The sequence below is a fragment of the Nocardioides proteolyticus genome (genome assembly GCF_051280635.3).
Classification (GTDB): Bacteria; Actinomycetota; Actinomycetes; order Propionibacteriales; family Nocardioidaceae; genus Nocardioides.
Genome location: NZ_JBNBPO030000002.1, coordinates 26,178 through 40,701 on the forward strand (window position 1 = coordinate 26,178; position 14,524 = coordinate 40,701).

At 72.5% G+C, this 14,524-nt stretch carries 16 protein-coding genes; 9 read left to right on the forward strand and 7 right to left on the reverse strand.

Annotated elements, in window-relative coordinates; genetic code table 11:
* Window positions 1–9: 9 nt before the first annotated feature.
* A complete protein-coding gene (locus ACPOLA_RS01250; protein ID WP_435768537.1) occupies window positions 10–381 on the reverse strand; it encodes a MerR family transcriptional regulator in 372 nt (123 codons plus the stop codon).
* A 60-nt stretch (window positions 382–441) separates the two neighbouring features.
* Here ACPOLA_RS01250 and ACPOLA_RS01255 point away from each other — a divergent pair, with 60 nt between their 5' ends.
* Together ACPOLA_RS01255 and ligD are read left to right on the forward strand one after the other, a co-directional pair.
* Window positions 442–1,701 carry an MFS transporter gene (locus tag ACPOLA_RS01255; RefSeq protein WP_435768538.1) on the forward strand — a complete coding sequence of 420 codons (1,260 nt, stop codon included), beginning with the start codon at window positions 442–444 and terminating at the stop codon, window positions 1,699–1,701.
* Entirely contained in the window at window positions 1,653–2,585 is a 933-nt protein-coding gene (ligD, locus tag ACPOLA_RS01260) for a non-homologous end-joining DNA ligase (protein ID WP_435768539.1), read from the forward strand. The genes ACPOLA_RS01255 and ligD overlap by 49 nt, the downstream gene beginning before the upstream one ends.
* Window positions 2,586–2,601: 16 nt before the next feature.
* Here ligD and ACPOLA_RS01265 read toward each other — a convergent pair whose 3' ends face one another.
* On the reverse strand, window positions 2,602–2,823 hold the full coding sequence (locus tag ACPOLA_RS01265) for a hypothetical protein (RefSeq protein ID WP_435768540.1): 222 nt from the start codon (window positions 2,821–2,823) through the stop codon (window positions 2,602–2,604).
* Between the two features lie 124 nt (window positions 2,824–2,947).
* On the opposite strand from ACPOLA_RS01265, the gene ACPOLA_RS01270 reads away from it, so the two are divergent.
* Window positions 2,948–4,558 (forward strand): RecQ family ATP-dependent DNA helicase, encoded by a 1,611-nt coding sequence (locus ACPOLA_RS01270; protein ID WP_435768541.1) that lies wholly within the window; start codon window positions 2,948–2,950, stop codon window positions 4,556–4,558.
* Between the two features lie 11 nt (window positions 4,559–4,569).
* Window positions 4,570–5,235: a ribulose-phosphate 3-epimerase gene (gene rpe / locus ACPOLA_RS01275; protein WP_435768542.1), complete on the forward strand. Its 666-nt coding sequence runs from the start codon at window positions 4,570–4,572 to the stop codon at window positions 5,233–5,235.
* Window positions 5,236–5,244: 9 nt separating this feature from the next.
* Here rpe and ACPOLA_RS01280 read toward each other — a convergent pair whose 3' ends face one another.
* Complete coding sequence (locus ACPOLA_RS01280; protein ID WP_435768543.1) at window positions 5,245–5,679, reverse strand: NUDIX hydrolase; 435 nt, start codon at window positions 5,677–5,679, stop codon at window positions 5,245–5,247.
* Window positions 5,680–5,812: 133 nt separating this feature from the next.
* Window positions 5,813–7,222 carry an HNH endonuclease gene (locus tag ACPOLA_RS01285; protein ID WP_435768544.1) on the reverse strand — a complete coding sequence of 470 codons (1,410 nt, stop codon included), beginning with the start codon at window positions 7,220–7,222 and terminating at the stop codon, window positions 5,813–5,815.
* Between the two features lie 302 nt (window positions 7,223–7,524).
* Here ACPOLA_RS01285 and ACPOLA_RS01290 point away from each other — a divergent pair, with 302 nt between their 5' ends.
* The gene (locus ACPOLA_RS01290) at window positions 7,525–7,962 is read left to right on the forward strand and encodes an MOSC domain-containing protein (protein ID WP_435768545.1); all 438 of its coding nucleotides are present in this window, start codon (window positions 7,525–7,527) and stop codon (window positions 7,960–7,962) included.
* 15 nt (window positions 7,963–7,977) lie between these two features.
* On the opposite strand, the gene ACPOLA_RS01295 is transcribed toward ACPOLA_RS01290, so the two are convergent.
* From ACPOLA_RS01295 to kstD, 3 genes are read right to left on the reverse strand one after another with little or no spacing between them, the layout of a single operon-like run.
* Entirely contained in the window at window positions 7,978–8,424 is a 447-nt protein-coding gene (locus ACPOLA_RS01295; RefSeq protein ID WP_435768546.1) for an OsmC family peroxiredoxin, read from the reverse strand.
* 45 nt (window positions 8,425–8,469) lie between these two features.
* Window positions 8,470–9,357 carry an enoyl-CoA hydratase ChsH3 gene (locus tag ACPOLA_RS01300; protein WP_435768547.1) on the reverse strand — a complete coding sequence of 296 codons (888 nt, stop codon included), beginning with the start codon at window positions 9,355–9,357 and terminating at the stop codon, window positions 8,470–8,472.
* A complete protein-coding gene (gene kstD, locus ACPOLA_RS01305) occupies window positions 9,357–11,045 on the reverse strand; it encodes a 3-oxosteroid 1-dehydrogenase (protein WP_435768548.1) in 1,689 nt (562 codons plus the stop codon). The genes ACPOLA_RS01300 and kstD overlap by 1 nt, the downstream gene beginning before the upstream one ends.
* 79 nt (window positions 11,046–11,124) lie before the next feature.
* On the opposite strand from kstD, the gene ACPOLA_RS01310 reads away from it, so the two are divergent.
* From ACPOLA_RS01310 to dmpG, 4 genes are read left to right on the forward strand one after another with little or no spacing between them, the layout of a single operon-like run.
* Window positions 11,125–11,634, forward strand: a complete 510-nt coding sequence (locus ACPOLA_RS01310; RefSeq protein WP_435768549.1) for a 2'-5' RNA ligase family protein — start codon at window positions 11,125–11,127, stop codon at window positions 11,632–11,634.
* A 43-nt stretch (window positions 11,635–11,677) separates the two neighbouring features.
* Window positions 11,678–12,490, forward strand: a complete 813-nt coding sequence (locus ACPOLA_RS01315; protein ID WP_435768550.1) for a 2-keto-4-pentenoate hydratase — start codon at window positions 11,678–11,680, stop codon at window positions 12,488–12,490.
* Window positions 12,491–12,494: 4 nt separating this feature from the next.
* Window positions 12,495–13,397: an acetaldehyde dehydrogenase (acetylating) gene (locus tag ACPOLA_RS01320; protein ID WP_435768551.1), complete on the forward strand. Its 903-nt coding sequence runs from the start codon at window positions 12,495–12,497 to the stop codon at window positions 13,395–13,397.
* Between the two features lies 1 nt (window position 13,398).
* A complete protein-coding gene (dmpG, locus tag ACPOLA_RS01325; protein WP_435768552.1) occupies window positions 13,399–14,499 on the forward strand; it encodes a 4-hydroxy-2-oxovalerate aldolase in 1,101 nt (366 codons plus the stop codon).
* Window positions 14,500–14,524 lie beyond the last annotated feature (25 nt).

Sequence of the window (14,524 nt, forward strand, 5' to 3'; positions counted from 1 at the left end):
CCGCGCCTCTTAGGCGCGCGCCGGCACGTCGGCCTGCGTCTGCTCGAGGTAGCGGTGGATCGTGTCGCGGCTCTTGGTCAGGCAGGCGATCCGCGATTCCAGCCCCACCAGCTCGGCGCTGAGCAGCTCGGCGACCTCACGCGGACAGGTCGGCTGCTCCCGGGCGCAGGCCTCCTCGGCTTCGATGAGCACCTTCACCAGCCGGGTCGGGATGCCGGCCTGGACCAGGCCGGCGACCCGCTCGACCCGCTCGACGTGCTCCTCGGTGTAGGTCCGGTAGCCGTTGTCGGCACGCCGTGCGCTCAGCAGGCCCTGCTGCTCGTAGTAGCGGATCAGCCGGGCCGCGACTCCTGTGCGCCGGGCGAGCTCACCGATCTTCATGTCTGCTGCCTCACATCGACCTTGACATTGACATCAGTGTCAGACTTTACCGTCGGTGACATGACGACGACAACGACATCCGTTCCGCCGGCCGGACCGGCGGTCCCCGAAGACCTGCCCTGGCCGGCGCTGCTCGTCCTCGGCTCCGCCACCTTAGTCATGGTCACCGGCGAGATGCTGCCCACCGCCGTGCTTCCCCAGATGAGCGCCGGCCTCGACGTCGCGGAGTCCGCGGCAGGCCTGCTCGTCAGCATCTGGGCGGCCGTCGTGGTGGTGACGAGCTTTCCGCTGGTGCGGTTCACCCGTCGCATCGCGCGCCCGACCGTCGTGGCGGGCAGCCTGCTCGCCTTCGCCGCCTCCGCCGCGGTGACCGCAGTCGCGCCGTCCTACGAGGTCGCGCTGGCTGCCCGGGTGTTGGGCGCAGCGTCGGTCGGACTGCTCTGGGCCACGGTCAACGCCCACGTCGCCGACCTGGTGCCCGACCACCTCCTGGGGCGGGCCACGGCCGTGGTGCTGGGCGGCGCGACGCTCGGCATGGTGCTCGGCACACCGGTGGGGCGGTTCGTCGCCGACCTGGCTGGGTGGCGCGCGTCGTTCTGGGTCCTCGCGGTGGCGAGCCTGGCCGGCGCGGCGCTGGTCCGCTCGGTCGTCCCGGACGCGCCGGCCCGCGACCTGGTGGCCGACTCGGCCGCCGCCGCCGGCCGGCGGTCGGTCCGGCCGATGGCCGTCGTGACCGTGCTGGTCGGCGTGGTCCTGGTCGGCCACTACGGCACCTACACCTTCATCACCCGGCTGGCGGAGCGCCCGGCCGGCGTCGTGCCCGGCGGCATGGGCGGCCTGCTGCTCCTCTTCGGCCTCGCCTCCGCCGTCGGTGTGGCGATCGCCGGCCGGGTGTCCGGCCGGACCCGCGGCGCCCTGGCCCTCGCGACGCTCGCTACCGCGGGCGGCGTGCTCGCGCTGGCCGTCGCCGAGCGCAGCCCGTGGGCCGGCGTGCTCGTCGTGGTGCTCTGGGGCGCGGCCTCCGGCGCTCTGCCGCCGCTCGCCCAGACCTCGATCCTGCGGCTCGCCGGTCCCGAGCACCGGGCGCTCGCCGGCGCGCTGATCCCCGTCGTCTTCAACGGCGGCATCGCGGTGGGGGCCGCGCTCGCCTCCGGGTTGGTCGCCCGCAGCGGCGTCGACGCCCTCACCGTCCCGGCCGCCGCGCTCGTCGCCCTCGCGGCGGTCGGGCTCGTCGCCGCCGGTGGCGCCCGCCCTGCCACTAGCCTCAGAGCATGGCGAGCAAGGCTCCGGCGGTCGAGGTGGAGGTCGACGACCGGGTGATCCGGGTGAGCAACCCGGACCGGGTGTACTTCCCCGAGATCGGCGCCACCAAGCTCGACCTCGTCGACTACTACCTCTCCGTCGGCGACGGCATCGTCAACGCGCTCTGGGAGCGGCCGTGCATGCTGCACCGCTTCCCGAAGGGGCTCGCGGGGGAGAAGGTGCACCAGAAGCGGCTCCCGGCCGGCGCGCCGCCCTGGGTGGAGACCGTGGAGCTGTTCTTCCCGCGCTGGAAGCGGACCGCCGACGAGCTCTGCGTGACCGAGCTCGGCGCGGTGATCTGGGCGGTGCAGATGTCGACGGTCGAGTTCCACCCGTGGAACAGCCGCCGCGGCGCCACGGAGCAGCCGGACGAGTGGCGGATCGACCTCGATCCGGGCCCGGAGGCGTCGTACGACACCGTGCGCAAGGTGGCCCACGTCGCCCACGAGGTCCTCGACGAGCTCGGCGCCGTCGGCTATCCCAAGACCAGCGGCAGCAAGGGCCTCCACGTCTACGTGCGGATCCGCCCCGATCACGACCACAAGACCGTACGCCGCGGCGCGCTCGCCTTCGCGCTGGAGGTGGAGCGGCGCGCCCCGGAACTGGTCACCACCACGTGGTGGAAGAAGGACCGCGACCCGCACTGCGTCTTCGTCGACTACAACCAGAACGCCCGCGACCACACGATCGCCGCCGCCTACTCGGTGCGTGGGCTGCCGGACGCGCGAGTGTCCACGCCGGTCCGCTGGGACGAGATCGACGCGGCCGACCCTCGTGACTTCACGATCCGCACGGTCCCGGCGCGGTACGCCGAGCTCGGCGACCTGCACCACGACATCGACCAGCACGTCTTCGACATCGCGCCCCTCCTGGAGTGGGCCGAGCGTGACGGCCTGGAGTGACGGCCAGGAGTGACGGTCAGGCGCTGAGCGGTGCCCGGGCGATCGCGGCGCGCAGCTCCTCGGCGTGAGCGTGGAGGATGACCGCGGCGATGCCGTTGCCGCACGCGTCCTCGCGGTCGGCCTCGCGGTCCCACTGGTCGGCGAGCTGGGTCGCGCCGGCGAGCGGGTCGGACACGGTGGCTGGACGGGTGCGCTGGCCCTCGGCCCGCTTGCGCGCCTCGCTGTTCATCATCGGCATGTCGTCCCCCTTTGCGGTGCTGTCACCACGAATCGGCACTGGGGAGGCGGATCGGAGCACTTCCGTCGCTGCGTCGGCCGTCACGTCGCTGCATGCCGACCGCCGTCGGGGGTATCAGAGGCGGGTGACGTCGAGCGCCCGAGCCATTCGCGAGGTCGCCCGCGACGACTTCGGCCACCCGTCGCTGCTCCCTGGCCAGGAGGAGGCGATGCGCGCGCTGGTCGACGGCCACGACGTGCTGCTGATCTCACCCACCGGGTCGGGCAAGTCGCTGGTCTACCAGGTCGCGGGCGCCATGATCGACGGCTGCACGGTCGTGGTCTCGCCGCTGCTGGCCCTCCAGCAGGACCAGATCGACAGCATCGCGAACGGTCCGAGCGGCCTGCGGGCGGCGCGGCTGAGCTCGGCGGAGGGAGAGCGCGAGCGGTCGTCCGTGCTCGACGCAGCAGCCGCCGCGGAGGTGGACTTCCTGTTCCTCGCCCCTGAGCAGCTCGCCAACCCCGACGTCCGGCGGCGGGTCGCCGATGCGCGTCCCGGCCTGGTGGCGGTGGACGAGGCGCACTGCGTGTCGGCGTGGGGGCACGACTTCCGTCCCGACTACTTCCGGCTGGGTGAGCTGGTCGGCGAGCTGGGCGGTGAGCGCGGGGAGCCACGGATCGTGGCGATGACGGCGACCGCGGCGCCACCGGTCCGTGACGACATCGTGGACCGGCTGCGGATGCGCGACCCGCGGACCGTCGTCTCCGGGTTCGCCCGCGACAACCTCGCGCTCGGCGTCATCCGTGTCGAGAGCGAGGACGACCAGCGCGCCACGGTGCTGGAGCGGGTGGCGGAGCTGGAGGGCGCGGGGATCGTCTACTGCCGCACCCGCCCCGCAGCGGAGGAGTACGCCGACCTGCTGGGCCGGCAGGGGCGTCGTACGGCGGTCTATCACGCGGGTCTGAGCCATCGCCGGCGCGAGGCCGCGCACGAGGCGTTCATGGCCGACGAGGTCGACACGGTCGTCGCCACCTCGGCGTTCGGGATGGGCATCGACAAGCCCGACGTCCGGTTCGTCGTGCACGTCCAGGTGCCGGAGTCGCCCGACACCTACTACCAGGAGGTCGGCCGGGCCGGCCGGGACGGCGAGCCGGCCACCGGCCTGCTGGTCTACCGGCCCGAGGACCTGGCGCTCGGCCGGTTCTTCTCGGCGGGGGTGCCCCGCCAGGCCGACGTACGCCGCGTGGTGGCGGCCGTGCGCGACCTGGCGCGGGTGGAGCCGGCCGAGGTCGCGCGCGCCGCCGAGGTGGGGCGGCGCAAGGCGGGCCGGATCCTGAACCTCCTCGACCTGGTCCGCGAGGTGCACGGCAACCTCGGTGCGGAGGAGAGCGCGGACGCCGTACGTGAGCTCGCCGAGGCGCACCGCAGGCTGGAGCGCTCCCGGGTCGACATGATGCGTGCCTACGCCGAGACCGACCGTTGCCGGGCGGAGTTCCTGGTCGGCTACTTCGGGGAGCAGGTCGACCGGTGCGAGGTGTGTGACAACTGCCGGTCCGGCGTCGCGCCCGAACTCGCCGACCAGGGCGACGCGGCCTTCCCGGTGCAGGCGCACGTGGCGCACGAGGAGTTCGGGCCGGGCGTCGTGACCGACGTCGAGGACGACCGGATCACCGTCCTGTTCGAGGATGTCGGCTATCGCACACTCGCGCTGGAGGTGGTGGAGCAGGAGGGGCTGCTCCGCCGGACCGACCACTAGAGTGGCCGCCCGTGGGCCACATCCAGATCACGCCGAGCATCCTCAACGCCGACTTCGCCAGGCTCGGTGAGGAGGTCGCGCGGATCCCCGGCGCCGACTGGGTGCACGTCGACGTGATGGACAACCACTTCGTGCCCAACCTGACCTTCGGCCCGGCGATGGTGGAGGCGCTCGCGCGGGCAAGCTCGGTGCCGCTGGACGCCCACCTGATGATCGAGGACGCCGACCGCCACGCGCCCGCCTACGTCGAGGCCGGCTGCGGCTCGGTCACCTTCCACGTCGAGGCCGCCAAGGCGCCCGTCCGCCTGGCGCGCGAGATCCGCGCCGCGGGCGCCCGCGCGTCGATGGCGCTCAAGCCAGCGACGCCGATCGAGCCCTACGAGGACATGCTCGGCGAGCTCGACATGGTGCTGATCATGACGGTGGAGCCCGGGTTCGGAGGCCAGAAGTTCCTCGACCTGTGCCTCCCGAAGATCCGCCGGGCCCGCCAGCTCATGGACAAGCACGGCGTCGAGACCTGGCTCCAGGTCGACGGCGGCGTCTCCCTGGAGACCATCGAGCGGTGCGCCGAGGCAGGGGCCGACGTCTTCGTCGCCGGTTCGGCCGTCTACTCCGCCGACGATCCCGACCGGATGGTCCAGGCGCTGCGGGAGCGGGCCGCCGCCGCCCAAGGGTGACCGAAGCCGTCACGCCCCGGCGTTGAGAACCTCGCGCAGCGTGCATTCGACGTGCCACACCAGGGGCAGCTCGAGCGCGCGCCCGGGCGGGAGCCACCGGTGGTCCACGTGCTCCGCGCGCTGGAGCCGGACGGGCACGTCGTCGTCCTCCAGCAGGTCGAGCCGGTAGGTGATGGTGTGGAATACCAGGTCCCGACCCTCGGTGTCGCGGTTGCGGAACCGGGAGACCTCGTCACCCGCTGACGCGCGAAGGCCGGTCTCCTCCCGGCACTCGCGCACGGCAGCCTCGGCCGGCGCCTCGCCCGCCTTCACCGTACCGCCCGGGATGTCCCACCGCCCGCCGAGGTACCTGCCCGGTCGACGCAGCAGGAAGAGGCAGTCCCCGTCGCGCTGGACCAGGCCGTGCGCCACGTAGCGGTCCTGGGCGTCCGGCGGGTCGGTCACCGGACCGCCACTCGACCTGCGGTTGCCATGGCCCCAACCTAGGGGACGCGCTCGAAGCGGCGCCCGGCTCGCCGTGACGCACGCCCGGACATGCCTCTGGCCCCACCTGGCGGTGGGGTGTGGGGCGTGGTCCCTAGCCGGGGCAGGGTGGGCCGGTCTGGATCGGCCAAGGCCGGGAGTCATGGTCCGGCGGCGGGCCATGAACGGCCTGGTCGATGTGGACGGGTGGGTCGAGGGTCCTGGTGCCGGTGTGGTCGACGAGGAAGTGCCGCCCGTTGGGGGTGATCCACAGGTAGGTGCCGGGTTGGACGATGACGTAGCGCCAGGTGGAGAACGTCTTCGCCCGATGGTGTGCCCGACAGGCGGGGACGAGGTTGCACGGACACGTCACCCCGCCCTGGCTGTGGGGGAGGGCGTGGTCGAGGTCGCAGCGCGACGCCCTGCGGCCGCACCACGGGAACGCACAGTGGTGGTCGCGCAGCTGCACTTGTTGGCGGTGGCGGTCGGGGATCTCGTAGGAGTCCACCGGGACATGTCCGGCGAGGTCGATCACCGGCCGCACGACCACCGTCGTCCCAGAAATGCCGAGCCACTCCTTGATCTGTGCGACGGTGATGGGGCGTTGCTGGTCCTCCCACCGCCCCACCGGCGCAACCTGCTCATCCGAGCTCCCGGTGATGGCGGCATCCGAGACGTGGACGTTGAGCACGGCCTTCCGGCCGCGGGATGCGGTGGTGACCTCGCCGGTGGACTCGTCGACGGTCTCGAGGTCGAGGGTGAGGTCGTTGCGGGCGAGGTCGCCGACGGCGACCGCCCGCCGCACATCGAGCGTCCCGTCGTGGCCGAGCTTGCCCAACAACACCGCGCGGCGGTTGACGGCGGTGTCCAGGTCGGCACCATCAGCGGCGTCGAGGATCCCGTCGACGTGGACCACGCCGTCGGTGACGTGGTCGAGGTGGACGTCGAACCGCCGGGAGTCGGCGGACTCCTCACGGCGGGCCGCTGCAGCGTCGGGGTCGTAGAGGGTGATGGCTTCGTCGATGTGGTGCTCGACCTCCCGCCAGGAACAGGACCGGATGTGCGGGGCGAGCTTCCGGTCGACGTGTGCAGCGGCCTCGGGGCTGAGGTCGTGGGTGAGGTCGGTGACCCGTTCGGCCTTCCACGGCGCACAGCGGCCGGTGAGGACGGCGGCGTAGATGTGCTTGAGTCGCCACGCACATCCGATGACCCGGCCGACGTAGGCGCGGCCACCATCGGGGGTGCGTTCCAGGGTCGCGATCAGCTCCATCAGCGCGAACTCCGAGACCAGTGGTGCTCCCGGGCCGGCGATCGGGATCCCGGTGTCGACATAGTCCTCGATGAGCGTGGCGGCGCCTTCCTCGCAGTCGACGATGTTCTGGTCGGCCCAGGCCACGATGGCGACCCATTCCTGGATCATCAGCGACCGGCGAGCACGGACGCCACCGGCGATGTGGGCGAGCAGCTCCGCGGTCGAGCAGCCGTCGTACTGCCCTCCCGCGTCGGTGCCCATCCGCCGTTCCATGACACCCATCAAAGCACCAGCCACCGACACAACCCCGAGCCCGAAACCCGCCTGGGGACAGGCGATTCCCCGTCCGGCGATGTGGACGGAAAGTGGCGCGCACCGGCCCCACGGCCCGGCCATCGCGACCTACGAAACCCGCCCCGTCACCTACGCAAGGCGACCCGGCAACGCGACCCAGCCCCAACGCGAAGCCTCCCCCCGTAAAAGCTCTTACGGCCCCGGACCACCTACGAAACCGCAGCCGGCGGGCGAGTCACCCGAACGCAACCCGAGGCCACGATCTCCCGTACCCTTCCCGCGTGCCCACCCCGACGGTCGCCTCCCTCCACGTCGCGAAGGGACGGCGGCTGCCGATGCAGGCCAAGGAGTCGGTCGAGGTCGAGACGGGCAAGGGGATCGTCGGTGACCGCTACCACGGCACGAAGCACCGCCACGTCACTGTGCAGAGCCGGGAGGACCTCGACCGGGCCGCGGCGGCGTACGGCAGCGAGGTGCCGTCGCACCTCACCCGGCGCAACATCACGGTCGGCCACGGGTCGGTCCCGCGCGACCCGGGCAGCAGGATCCTGATCGGGGCGGTGCTCCTGGAGGCGGTGCGGGTCGCGGCGCCGTGCAAGCTGCTTGACGACACCATCGGCGCCGGCGCACAGGAGGCGCTGCGGCGCCGCGGGGGAACGGTGTTCCGGGTGCTCGAGGGCGGGACGGTCCGGGTCGGCGACGAGGTCCGCCCCGCCTGAGCAGACCGGAGAGCGTCAGGCGCTCTCGAGCGCTGCGTCGAGGGTGATCTCGTCGACGCCGGCGAGTGCCTTGCTGATCGGGCAGCCGGCCTTGGCCTTGTCGGCGCACTCCTTGAAGGTGGCGTCGTCGATGCCCTCCACCTCGCCGCGCACCGTGAGCTTGATGCCGGTGATCCGGTTGCCGCCGGCCGGGTCGGGGCCGAGCGTGACGTCGGCGGTGACATCGAAGGCAACGGGCGTGCCGCCGGCGTCGGCGACGATCTTCGACAGCGCCATCGAGTAGCACGAGGAGTGGGCCGCGGCGACCAGCTCCTCGGGGCTGGTCGTGCCCTCGGCCTCGTCCGCGGCACGCTTCGGGAAGGAGACGTCGAAGGTGCCGACGCCGGACGAGCTCAGCTCGACCTGGCCGGAGCCGTCCGTCAGGCCGCCGTTCCAGGCGGTGCGTGCGGTGCGTGTGGGCATGTCATTCCTCTCGTCGGGGGTGCGGACGGGACCCACGCTAGGCCGTCAGGCAAGCGTGACCACGCAGTCGGCGAGCACCGGGGAGCCGTCCCGGTCGCCGCCGTCGACGGTCGCGGTGGCGACCACCCGGCCGTCCTCCTGCCAGCCCGCGACGCGGATGGTCTCGCCGGGGAAGACCACGCCGGCGAACCGGGCCGCGAACCCACCCACCCTGGTCGCGTCGGCGCCCAGCAGTCCGTCGGCCAGCTCCCGCAGCACGATCCCGTAGGAGCACAGCCCGTGCAGGATCGGCGCCGGGAAGCCTGCCGCCTTGGCGAAGTCGGGGTCAGCGTGCAGCGGGTTGCGGTCGCCGCAGAGCCGGTAGAGCAGGGCCTGCTGCGGCGTCACCGTGTACGACGACAGGTGGTCGGGCGCGCGGTCGGGCACCGCGACGGGCTCGGCCGAGCCCCGGTCACCGCCCCAGCCGCCCTCGCCCCTGACGAAGATCGACGACCGCACCCGCCAGAGCTCCTCGCCGGACCCGTCGGTGCCGGCGGTCGCCACGCCCTCCTGCCAGATGACCGCGGCCTTGCCCTTGTCCCACACGTCGGTGAGCGTGGTGCGGATCGTCGCCGTGCCGGAGGTGGGCAGCGGCCCGCTGACGGAGATGGACTGGGAGCCGTGCACCACCTGGGCGAGGTTGATGTCGCAGCCCGGCAGGTCGAGCGGCGGCGGGTCGGTCTCGTGGAACGTCGGTGCGACGACGCCGAACGACGGCAGCACCTGGAGCCCCGGCCCGTCGAGCGTGTAGCGCAGCGCGGCGGGGGAGAGGTGGTCGCCCTCGCGGGCGCCCGCGCCGATGCCGAGGTGGTAGAGCAGCACGTCGGACTCCGACCAGCTGAACGTGCGGGCGCCGAGGTCGGCGCCGATCGCGACGGACGGGTCGATGGGCATCAGGCGGACTCCTTCTCGATGTCCTCGGCGGCGAGGTAGCCGAAGGTGAGGGCGGGACCGATGGTGGCGCCGGGGCCGGCGTAGGTGTGGCCCATCACGGCGGCGGAGGTGTTGCCGGCGGCGTACAGACCGGGGATCACCGAGCCGTCGGGACGCAGCACGCGCGCCCGGTCGTCGGTGACCAGGCCGCCCTTCGTGCCGAGGTCGCCCGGCACGATCTTGACGGCGTAGAACGGGGCCTGGTCGATGACGTGCAGCGACGGGTTCGGCTTGACCGTCGGGTCGGAGTAGTACTTGTCGTAGGCCGACTCGCCCCGGTGGAAGTCCTCGTCGACGCCCTTCGCCGCGAACCCGTTGAACCGGGCGATCGTCTCCTCCAGCGCGTCGGCAGGGACGCCGATCTCGTCAGCGAGCGCGCGGAGCGTGGGCGCCTTCTTGACCGTGCCGTTCTTGAACCAGCGGCCGGGGAAGGGCTGGCGCGGCATCAGGCCGGCGAACACGTAGCGGTTGCGGTAGCGCTGGTCGATGATCATCCAGCTCGGCACGTGGCCGACGCCGGTCGCCTCGCCCTCGTAGATGGCGTGCGTGGCCTCGACGTAGGGGAGTGCCTCGTTCATGAACCGGCGCCCCGCCTGGTTGACGATCACCGAGCCGGGCAGGTTGCGCTCCGCGAGGCAGAACCACGGACCGCTCGGCAGCGGGATCGTGGGGCCCCACCAGGCGTCGTCCATGAGCGCCACCTCGGCGCCGGCCGCGACCCCGGCCAGGATGCCGCCGCCGGTGTTGAACTGCGAGCCCGTGGTCCACTCCACCGAGGTGGGCTGCGGCTGGTACTTCTCCCGCATCTCGAGGTTGCGCTCGAACCCGCCGCTGCCGAGGACCACGCCGCGCCGAGCCCGCACCACGTGCTGGGTGCCGTCCCGCAGCACACGTACGCCGACCACCCGGCCGTTCTCGATGACCAGGTCCTCGAGCTCGGTCTCGTAGTGCACCGGTACGCCGGCGTCGATGAGGCCCTTGCGGAGGCCGATCGCGATGGCGTTGCCCATCGCGTACATCTTGCGCCCCCGCAGCATCGCGGCCATCCGCCGCACGAGGACCAGCAGCATCGTCACCGGCCCGCCGAGCGTGCGCATGCCGAGGCTGATCTTCCGGAAGTCCTTCTGCGTGACGATCATGTTCGCCGGCGCCTTGGTGTACTGCGGGTGCAGGCGCTCCAGCTCCTCGCCCAGGAACCGCGCGTCGATCGGCACCGGCTCCACGCTGCGCCCGGCGGCACGCCCGCCGGGCGCCTCCGGGTGGTAGTCGGCGTACTGCGGCACCCAGCGGAACCGCAGCGGCGTGTTGTCGCGCAGGAAGTCCATCACCTCGGGGCCGCGACGCAGGTAGGTCTCGCGGTTGGCGCGCGGCGCGCTGTCGCCGACGATCGCGTCGAGGTAGCGGAGCGCCTGGTCTGCGTCGCCGGGCTCGACCTGTCCCGCCGCCGCAAGGGCGTAGTTGCCGGGGATCCACACCCCGCCGCCGCTGCGTGCCGTGGAGCCGCCGAAGTAGGCGCTCTTCTCGATCAGCACGGTGTCGAGCCCCTTGCGACCCGCGGCGAGCGCGGCGCTCATCCCGGCGCCGCCGGCACCGACCACCACGACGTCGACCTCGGCGGGCAGGTCGGCAGGCACAGAGGAACCCGTCATGACGGCAAACTGTAACAGGTTCTACTTTGTCCCGGGCGCGCGTGCGCGGGCCCCACCACCCGTCGGCCACACTGGGCCGATGCCCCGGCTGCACGCCCTCGAGCTGGTCCCCGACGAGGCGGGCCAGGCCCTGGTCCGTCGCGACTGGCAGGCGTTGCGCGACGCCGGACTGCCCTCCCAGCTCGACCACCCCGGCTCGACCAACGCGCCGCACGTGACGGTGGTGTCGGCGCCGGAGCTGCCGTCCGAGGCGCTCGACGTCGCGCGGGCCCGCCTGGGCGCGCTGCTTCCGGTGCGCGCCCGCGCGGCCGGCCTGCTGCTCCTCGGTGGGCGGCGGCTGACCGTCGCGCGAGCCGTCGACATCGACGACGACGTGGTGCGGCGGGTGCTGGCGGTCCGCGTCCAGGTGCCCGACCGGCAGCACGCCGGGTGGCTGCCGCACGTGACGCTCGCCCGGCGGGTCGAGCGGGACGACGCCCAGCGTGCGGTCGACGCCCTCGGCCATGCCGACGTCGAGCTGGTGCTCGACCGCCTGCGGCTCTGGGACCCCGATCGCGGCACGACCCGGACCATCGCCGGGGGCGCCTGACCCCGTCGTGGCGCGAAACTGTAACAGGTTCTAGTATTGCCCCGTGACCTCTCCAGACGCCGTCGCGGCGGCGGTGGAGCGCCTGGCGCTCGCGCAGCAGACCCGGGTGCCGTGCGCCGCGGTCCGCGACCTGATCGGCACCGATGACCTCGCGGCGGCGTACGCCGTCCAGCAGGGCCTCGTGCGACGCCGGCTCGCCGCGGGCGCCAGCGTCGTCGGCCGCAAGATCGGGGCGACGTCGGAGGCCGTGCAGCGCCAGCTCGGCGTGGACCAGCCCGACTTCGGCTACCTGCTGAGCGACATGGGACGGACCGGCGCCGACGAGACGGGCGCCATCGTGATCTCCATGGCGACGCTCGTGCAGCCGCGGGTGGAGGCGGAGGTCGCCTTCGTGCTGGGCGCCGACCTCGCGCCGGCGACCGAGGACGAGCTCACCCTCGCCGCGGTGCGGGCCGCCGTCGACGTCGCGCTGCCGGCGCTCGAGATCGTCGACTCCCGCATCGCCGACTGGGACATCGGCTTCACCGACACCGTCGCCGACAACGCGTCGAGCGGCCTCTACGTCGTCGGGGACGCGGGGCGCACCCTCGACGAGGTGGAGCCGCGCGAGGTCACGATGTCCCTCACCATCAACGGCGAGGAGCGGTCCTCCGGCACCGGAGCCGCCTGCCTCGGCGACCCGCTCGAGGCGCTGCGCTGGCTGGCGGTGCAGGCGTGGCGCTTCGGCGACCCGCTCCGCGCGGGCCACCTCATCCTGTCCGGGGCCCTGGGCCCGTTCGTGCCGTTCGGTCCGGGTGACCGGGTGGAGGCGTCCATCAGCGGCTTCCCGCCGCTGGTGGCTGAGTTCGAGGAGTGAAGGCATGGACAAGCTCACCGCAGCGGTGGTCGGACCCGGCAACATCGGCACCGACCTGCTCTTCAAGCTGCTCCGCAGCGACGTCATCGAGCCGCGCTGGATGATCGGGGTCGACCCGTCCAGCGAGGGGCTCCGGATCGCCGCCGACAAGGGGCTCGAAGTCAGCCACGAGGGAGTCGACTGGCTGCTCAAGCAGGACGCGAAGCCGGACCTGCTCTTCGAGGCGACGTCGGCTTACGTGCACAAGGAGTACGCGCCCCGCTACGCCGAGGCCGGCATCCGGGCCGTGGACCTGACACCGGCGGCGGTCGGCCCGGCGGTGATCCCGCCCGTCAACGGGACCGACCACGTCGACGCGCTCAACGTCAACATGATCACCTGCGGCGGGCAGGCCACGATCCCGATGGTCAACGCGGTCTCGCGCGTCACCCCCGTCTCCTACGCCGAGATCGTCGCCTCGGTCTCCAGCGTGAGCGCCGGCCCCGGCACCCGCGCCAACATCGACGAGTTCACCCGGACCACGGCCGCCGGCGTGCAGGAGATCGGCGGCGCCGAGCGCGGCAAGGCGATCATCATCCTCAACCCCGCCGAGCCGCCGATGATCATGCGCGACACCATCTTCTGCGCCGTCGACCCCGACGCCGACACCGACGCGATCGCCGACTCGGTGCACCGGATGGAGCGGGCGGTGCAGCAGTACGTCCCGGGCTACCGGCTGCTGCAGGAGCCGCAGTTCGACGGCCCGTCGGACTTCACGAAGGGGATGCGCAGGGTCTCCATCTTCGTCGAGGTGGAGGGCGCCGGCGACTACCTGCCGCCGTACTCCGGCAACCTCGACATCATGACGGCCGCCGCCGCGCAGGTCGGCGAGAACATCGCCCGTTCGATCCTGGCTGGGAGCAACTGAGATGACCGACGTCAACGCCCTGGAGCGCACCTGGTCCGGCACCCACGGCGACGAGCCGTGGGGCGCGCTGGACCTCCGGCTCACCGACACCTGCCTGCGCGACGGCTCGCACCACAAGCGGCACCAGTTCACCGCGCAGGAGGTCGAGGACATCGTCCGTGCCCTCGACGAGTCGGGGATCCCGGTGATCGAGGTGACCCACGGCGACGGGCTCGGCGGCAGCAGCTTCAACTACGGCTTCTCCCGGACGCCGGAGCAGGAGCTGATCCGGATCGCGGCCGAGACGGCGAAGCGCGCGAAGATCGCCTTCCTGATGCTGCCCGGGGTCGGCACCAAGGACGACATCCGCGCGGCCCAGGACAACGGCGGCCAGATCTGCCGGATCGCCACCCACTGCACGGAGGCCGACGTCTCCATCCAGCACTTCGGGCTGGCCCGCGAGCTCGGGCTGGAGACCGTCGGGTTCCTGATGATGAGCCACACCCAGCCGCCCGAGGTGCTCGCCAAGCAGGCGCGGATCATGGTCGACGCCGGCTGCCAGTGCGTCTACGTCGTCGACTCCGCCGGCGCGCTGATCATGGAGCAGACCGCCGACCGGGTCTCGGCGGTCGTGGCGGAGATCGGCGGCCAGGCCGACGTGGGCTTCCACGGCCACGAGAACCTGGGGCTCGGCGTCGCCAACACGGTGATCGCGGCCCGCGCGGGCGCCACCCAGATCGACGGCTCGGTGCGCCGGTTCGGCGCCGGGGCCGGCAACACGCCGCTGGAGGCGTTCATCGGGGTCTGCGACAAGCTGGGCTGGACCACCGGCGTCGACTTCCTCAAGATCGTCGACGCCTCGGAGGACGTGATCAAGCCGGCGATGCCGGAGGAGTGCCAGCTCGACCGGATGACGCTGATGATGGGCTACGCCGGCGTCTACTCCTCCTTCCTCAAGCACGCCGGCAACGCCGCCGAGCGCTACGGGGTGTCGGGCGCGCAGATCCTGCTCGAGGCCGGGCGGCGCAAGCTGATCGGCGGCCAGGAGGACCAGCTCATCGACATCGCGCTCCAGCTGCGGGCCGAGGCGGCGCGCGAGGCGGGCGAGCCCGTCAGCGCGTAGCGCTTGCACAAACTAGAACGTGTTC

Bases quoted from the DNA above. Each gene is read 5' to 3' on its own strand.
- ACPOLA_RS01250 (WP_435768537.1), bottom strand. From the start codon at position 381: ATGAAGATCGGTGAGCTCGCCCGGCGCACAGGAGTCGCGGCCCGGCTG.
- ACPOLA_RS01255 (WP_435768538.1), top strand. From the start codon at position 442: ATGACGACGACAACGACATCCGTTCCGCCGGCCGGACCGGCGGTCCCC.
- ligD (WP_435768539.1), top strand. From the start codon at position 1,653: ATGGCGAGCAAGGCTCCGGCGGTCGAGGTGGAGGTCGACGACCGGGTG.
- ACPOLA_RS01265 (WP_435768540.1), bottom strand. From the start codon at position 2,823: ATGCCGATGATGAACAGCGAGGCGCGCAAGCGGGCCGAGGGCCAGCGC.
- ACPOLA_RS01285 (WP_435768544.1), bottom strand. From the start codon at position 7,222: ATGGAACGGCGGATGGGCACCGACGCGGGAGGGCAGTACGACGGCTGC.
- ACPOLA_RS01295 (WP_435768546.1), bottom strand. From the start codon at position 8,424: ATGCCCACACGCACCGCACGCACCGCCTGGAACGGCGGCCTGACGGAC.
- ACPOLA_RS01300 (WP_435768547.1), bottom strand. From the start codon at position 9,357: ATGCCCATCGACCCGTCCGTCGCGATCGGCGCCGACCTCGGCGCCCGC.
- kstD (WP_435768548.1), bottom strand. From the start codon at position 11,045: ATGACGGGTTCCTCTGTGCCTGCCGACCTGCCCGCCGAGGTCGACGTC.
- ACPOLA_RS01310 (WP_435768549.1), top strand. From the start codon at position 11,125: ATGCCCCGGCTGCACGCCCTCGAGCTGGTCCCCGACGAGGCGGGCCAG.
- ACPOLA_RS01320 (WP_435768551.1), top strand. From the start codon at position 12,495: ATGGACAAGCTCACCGCAGCGGTGGTCGGACCCGGCAACATCGGCACC.
- dmpG (WP_435768552.1), top strand. From the start codon at position 13,399: ATGACCGACGTCAACGCCCTGGAGCGCACCTGGTCCGGCACCCACGGC.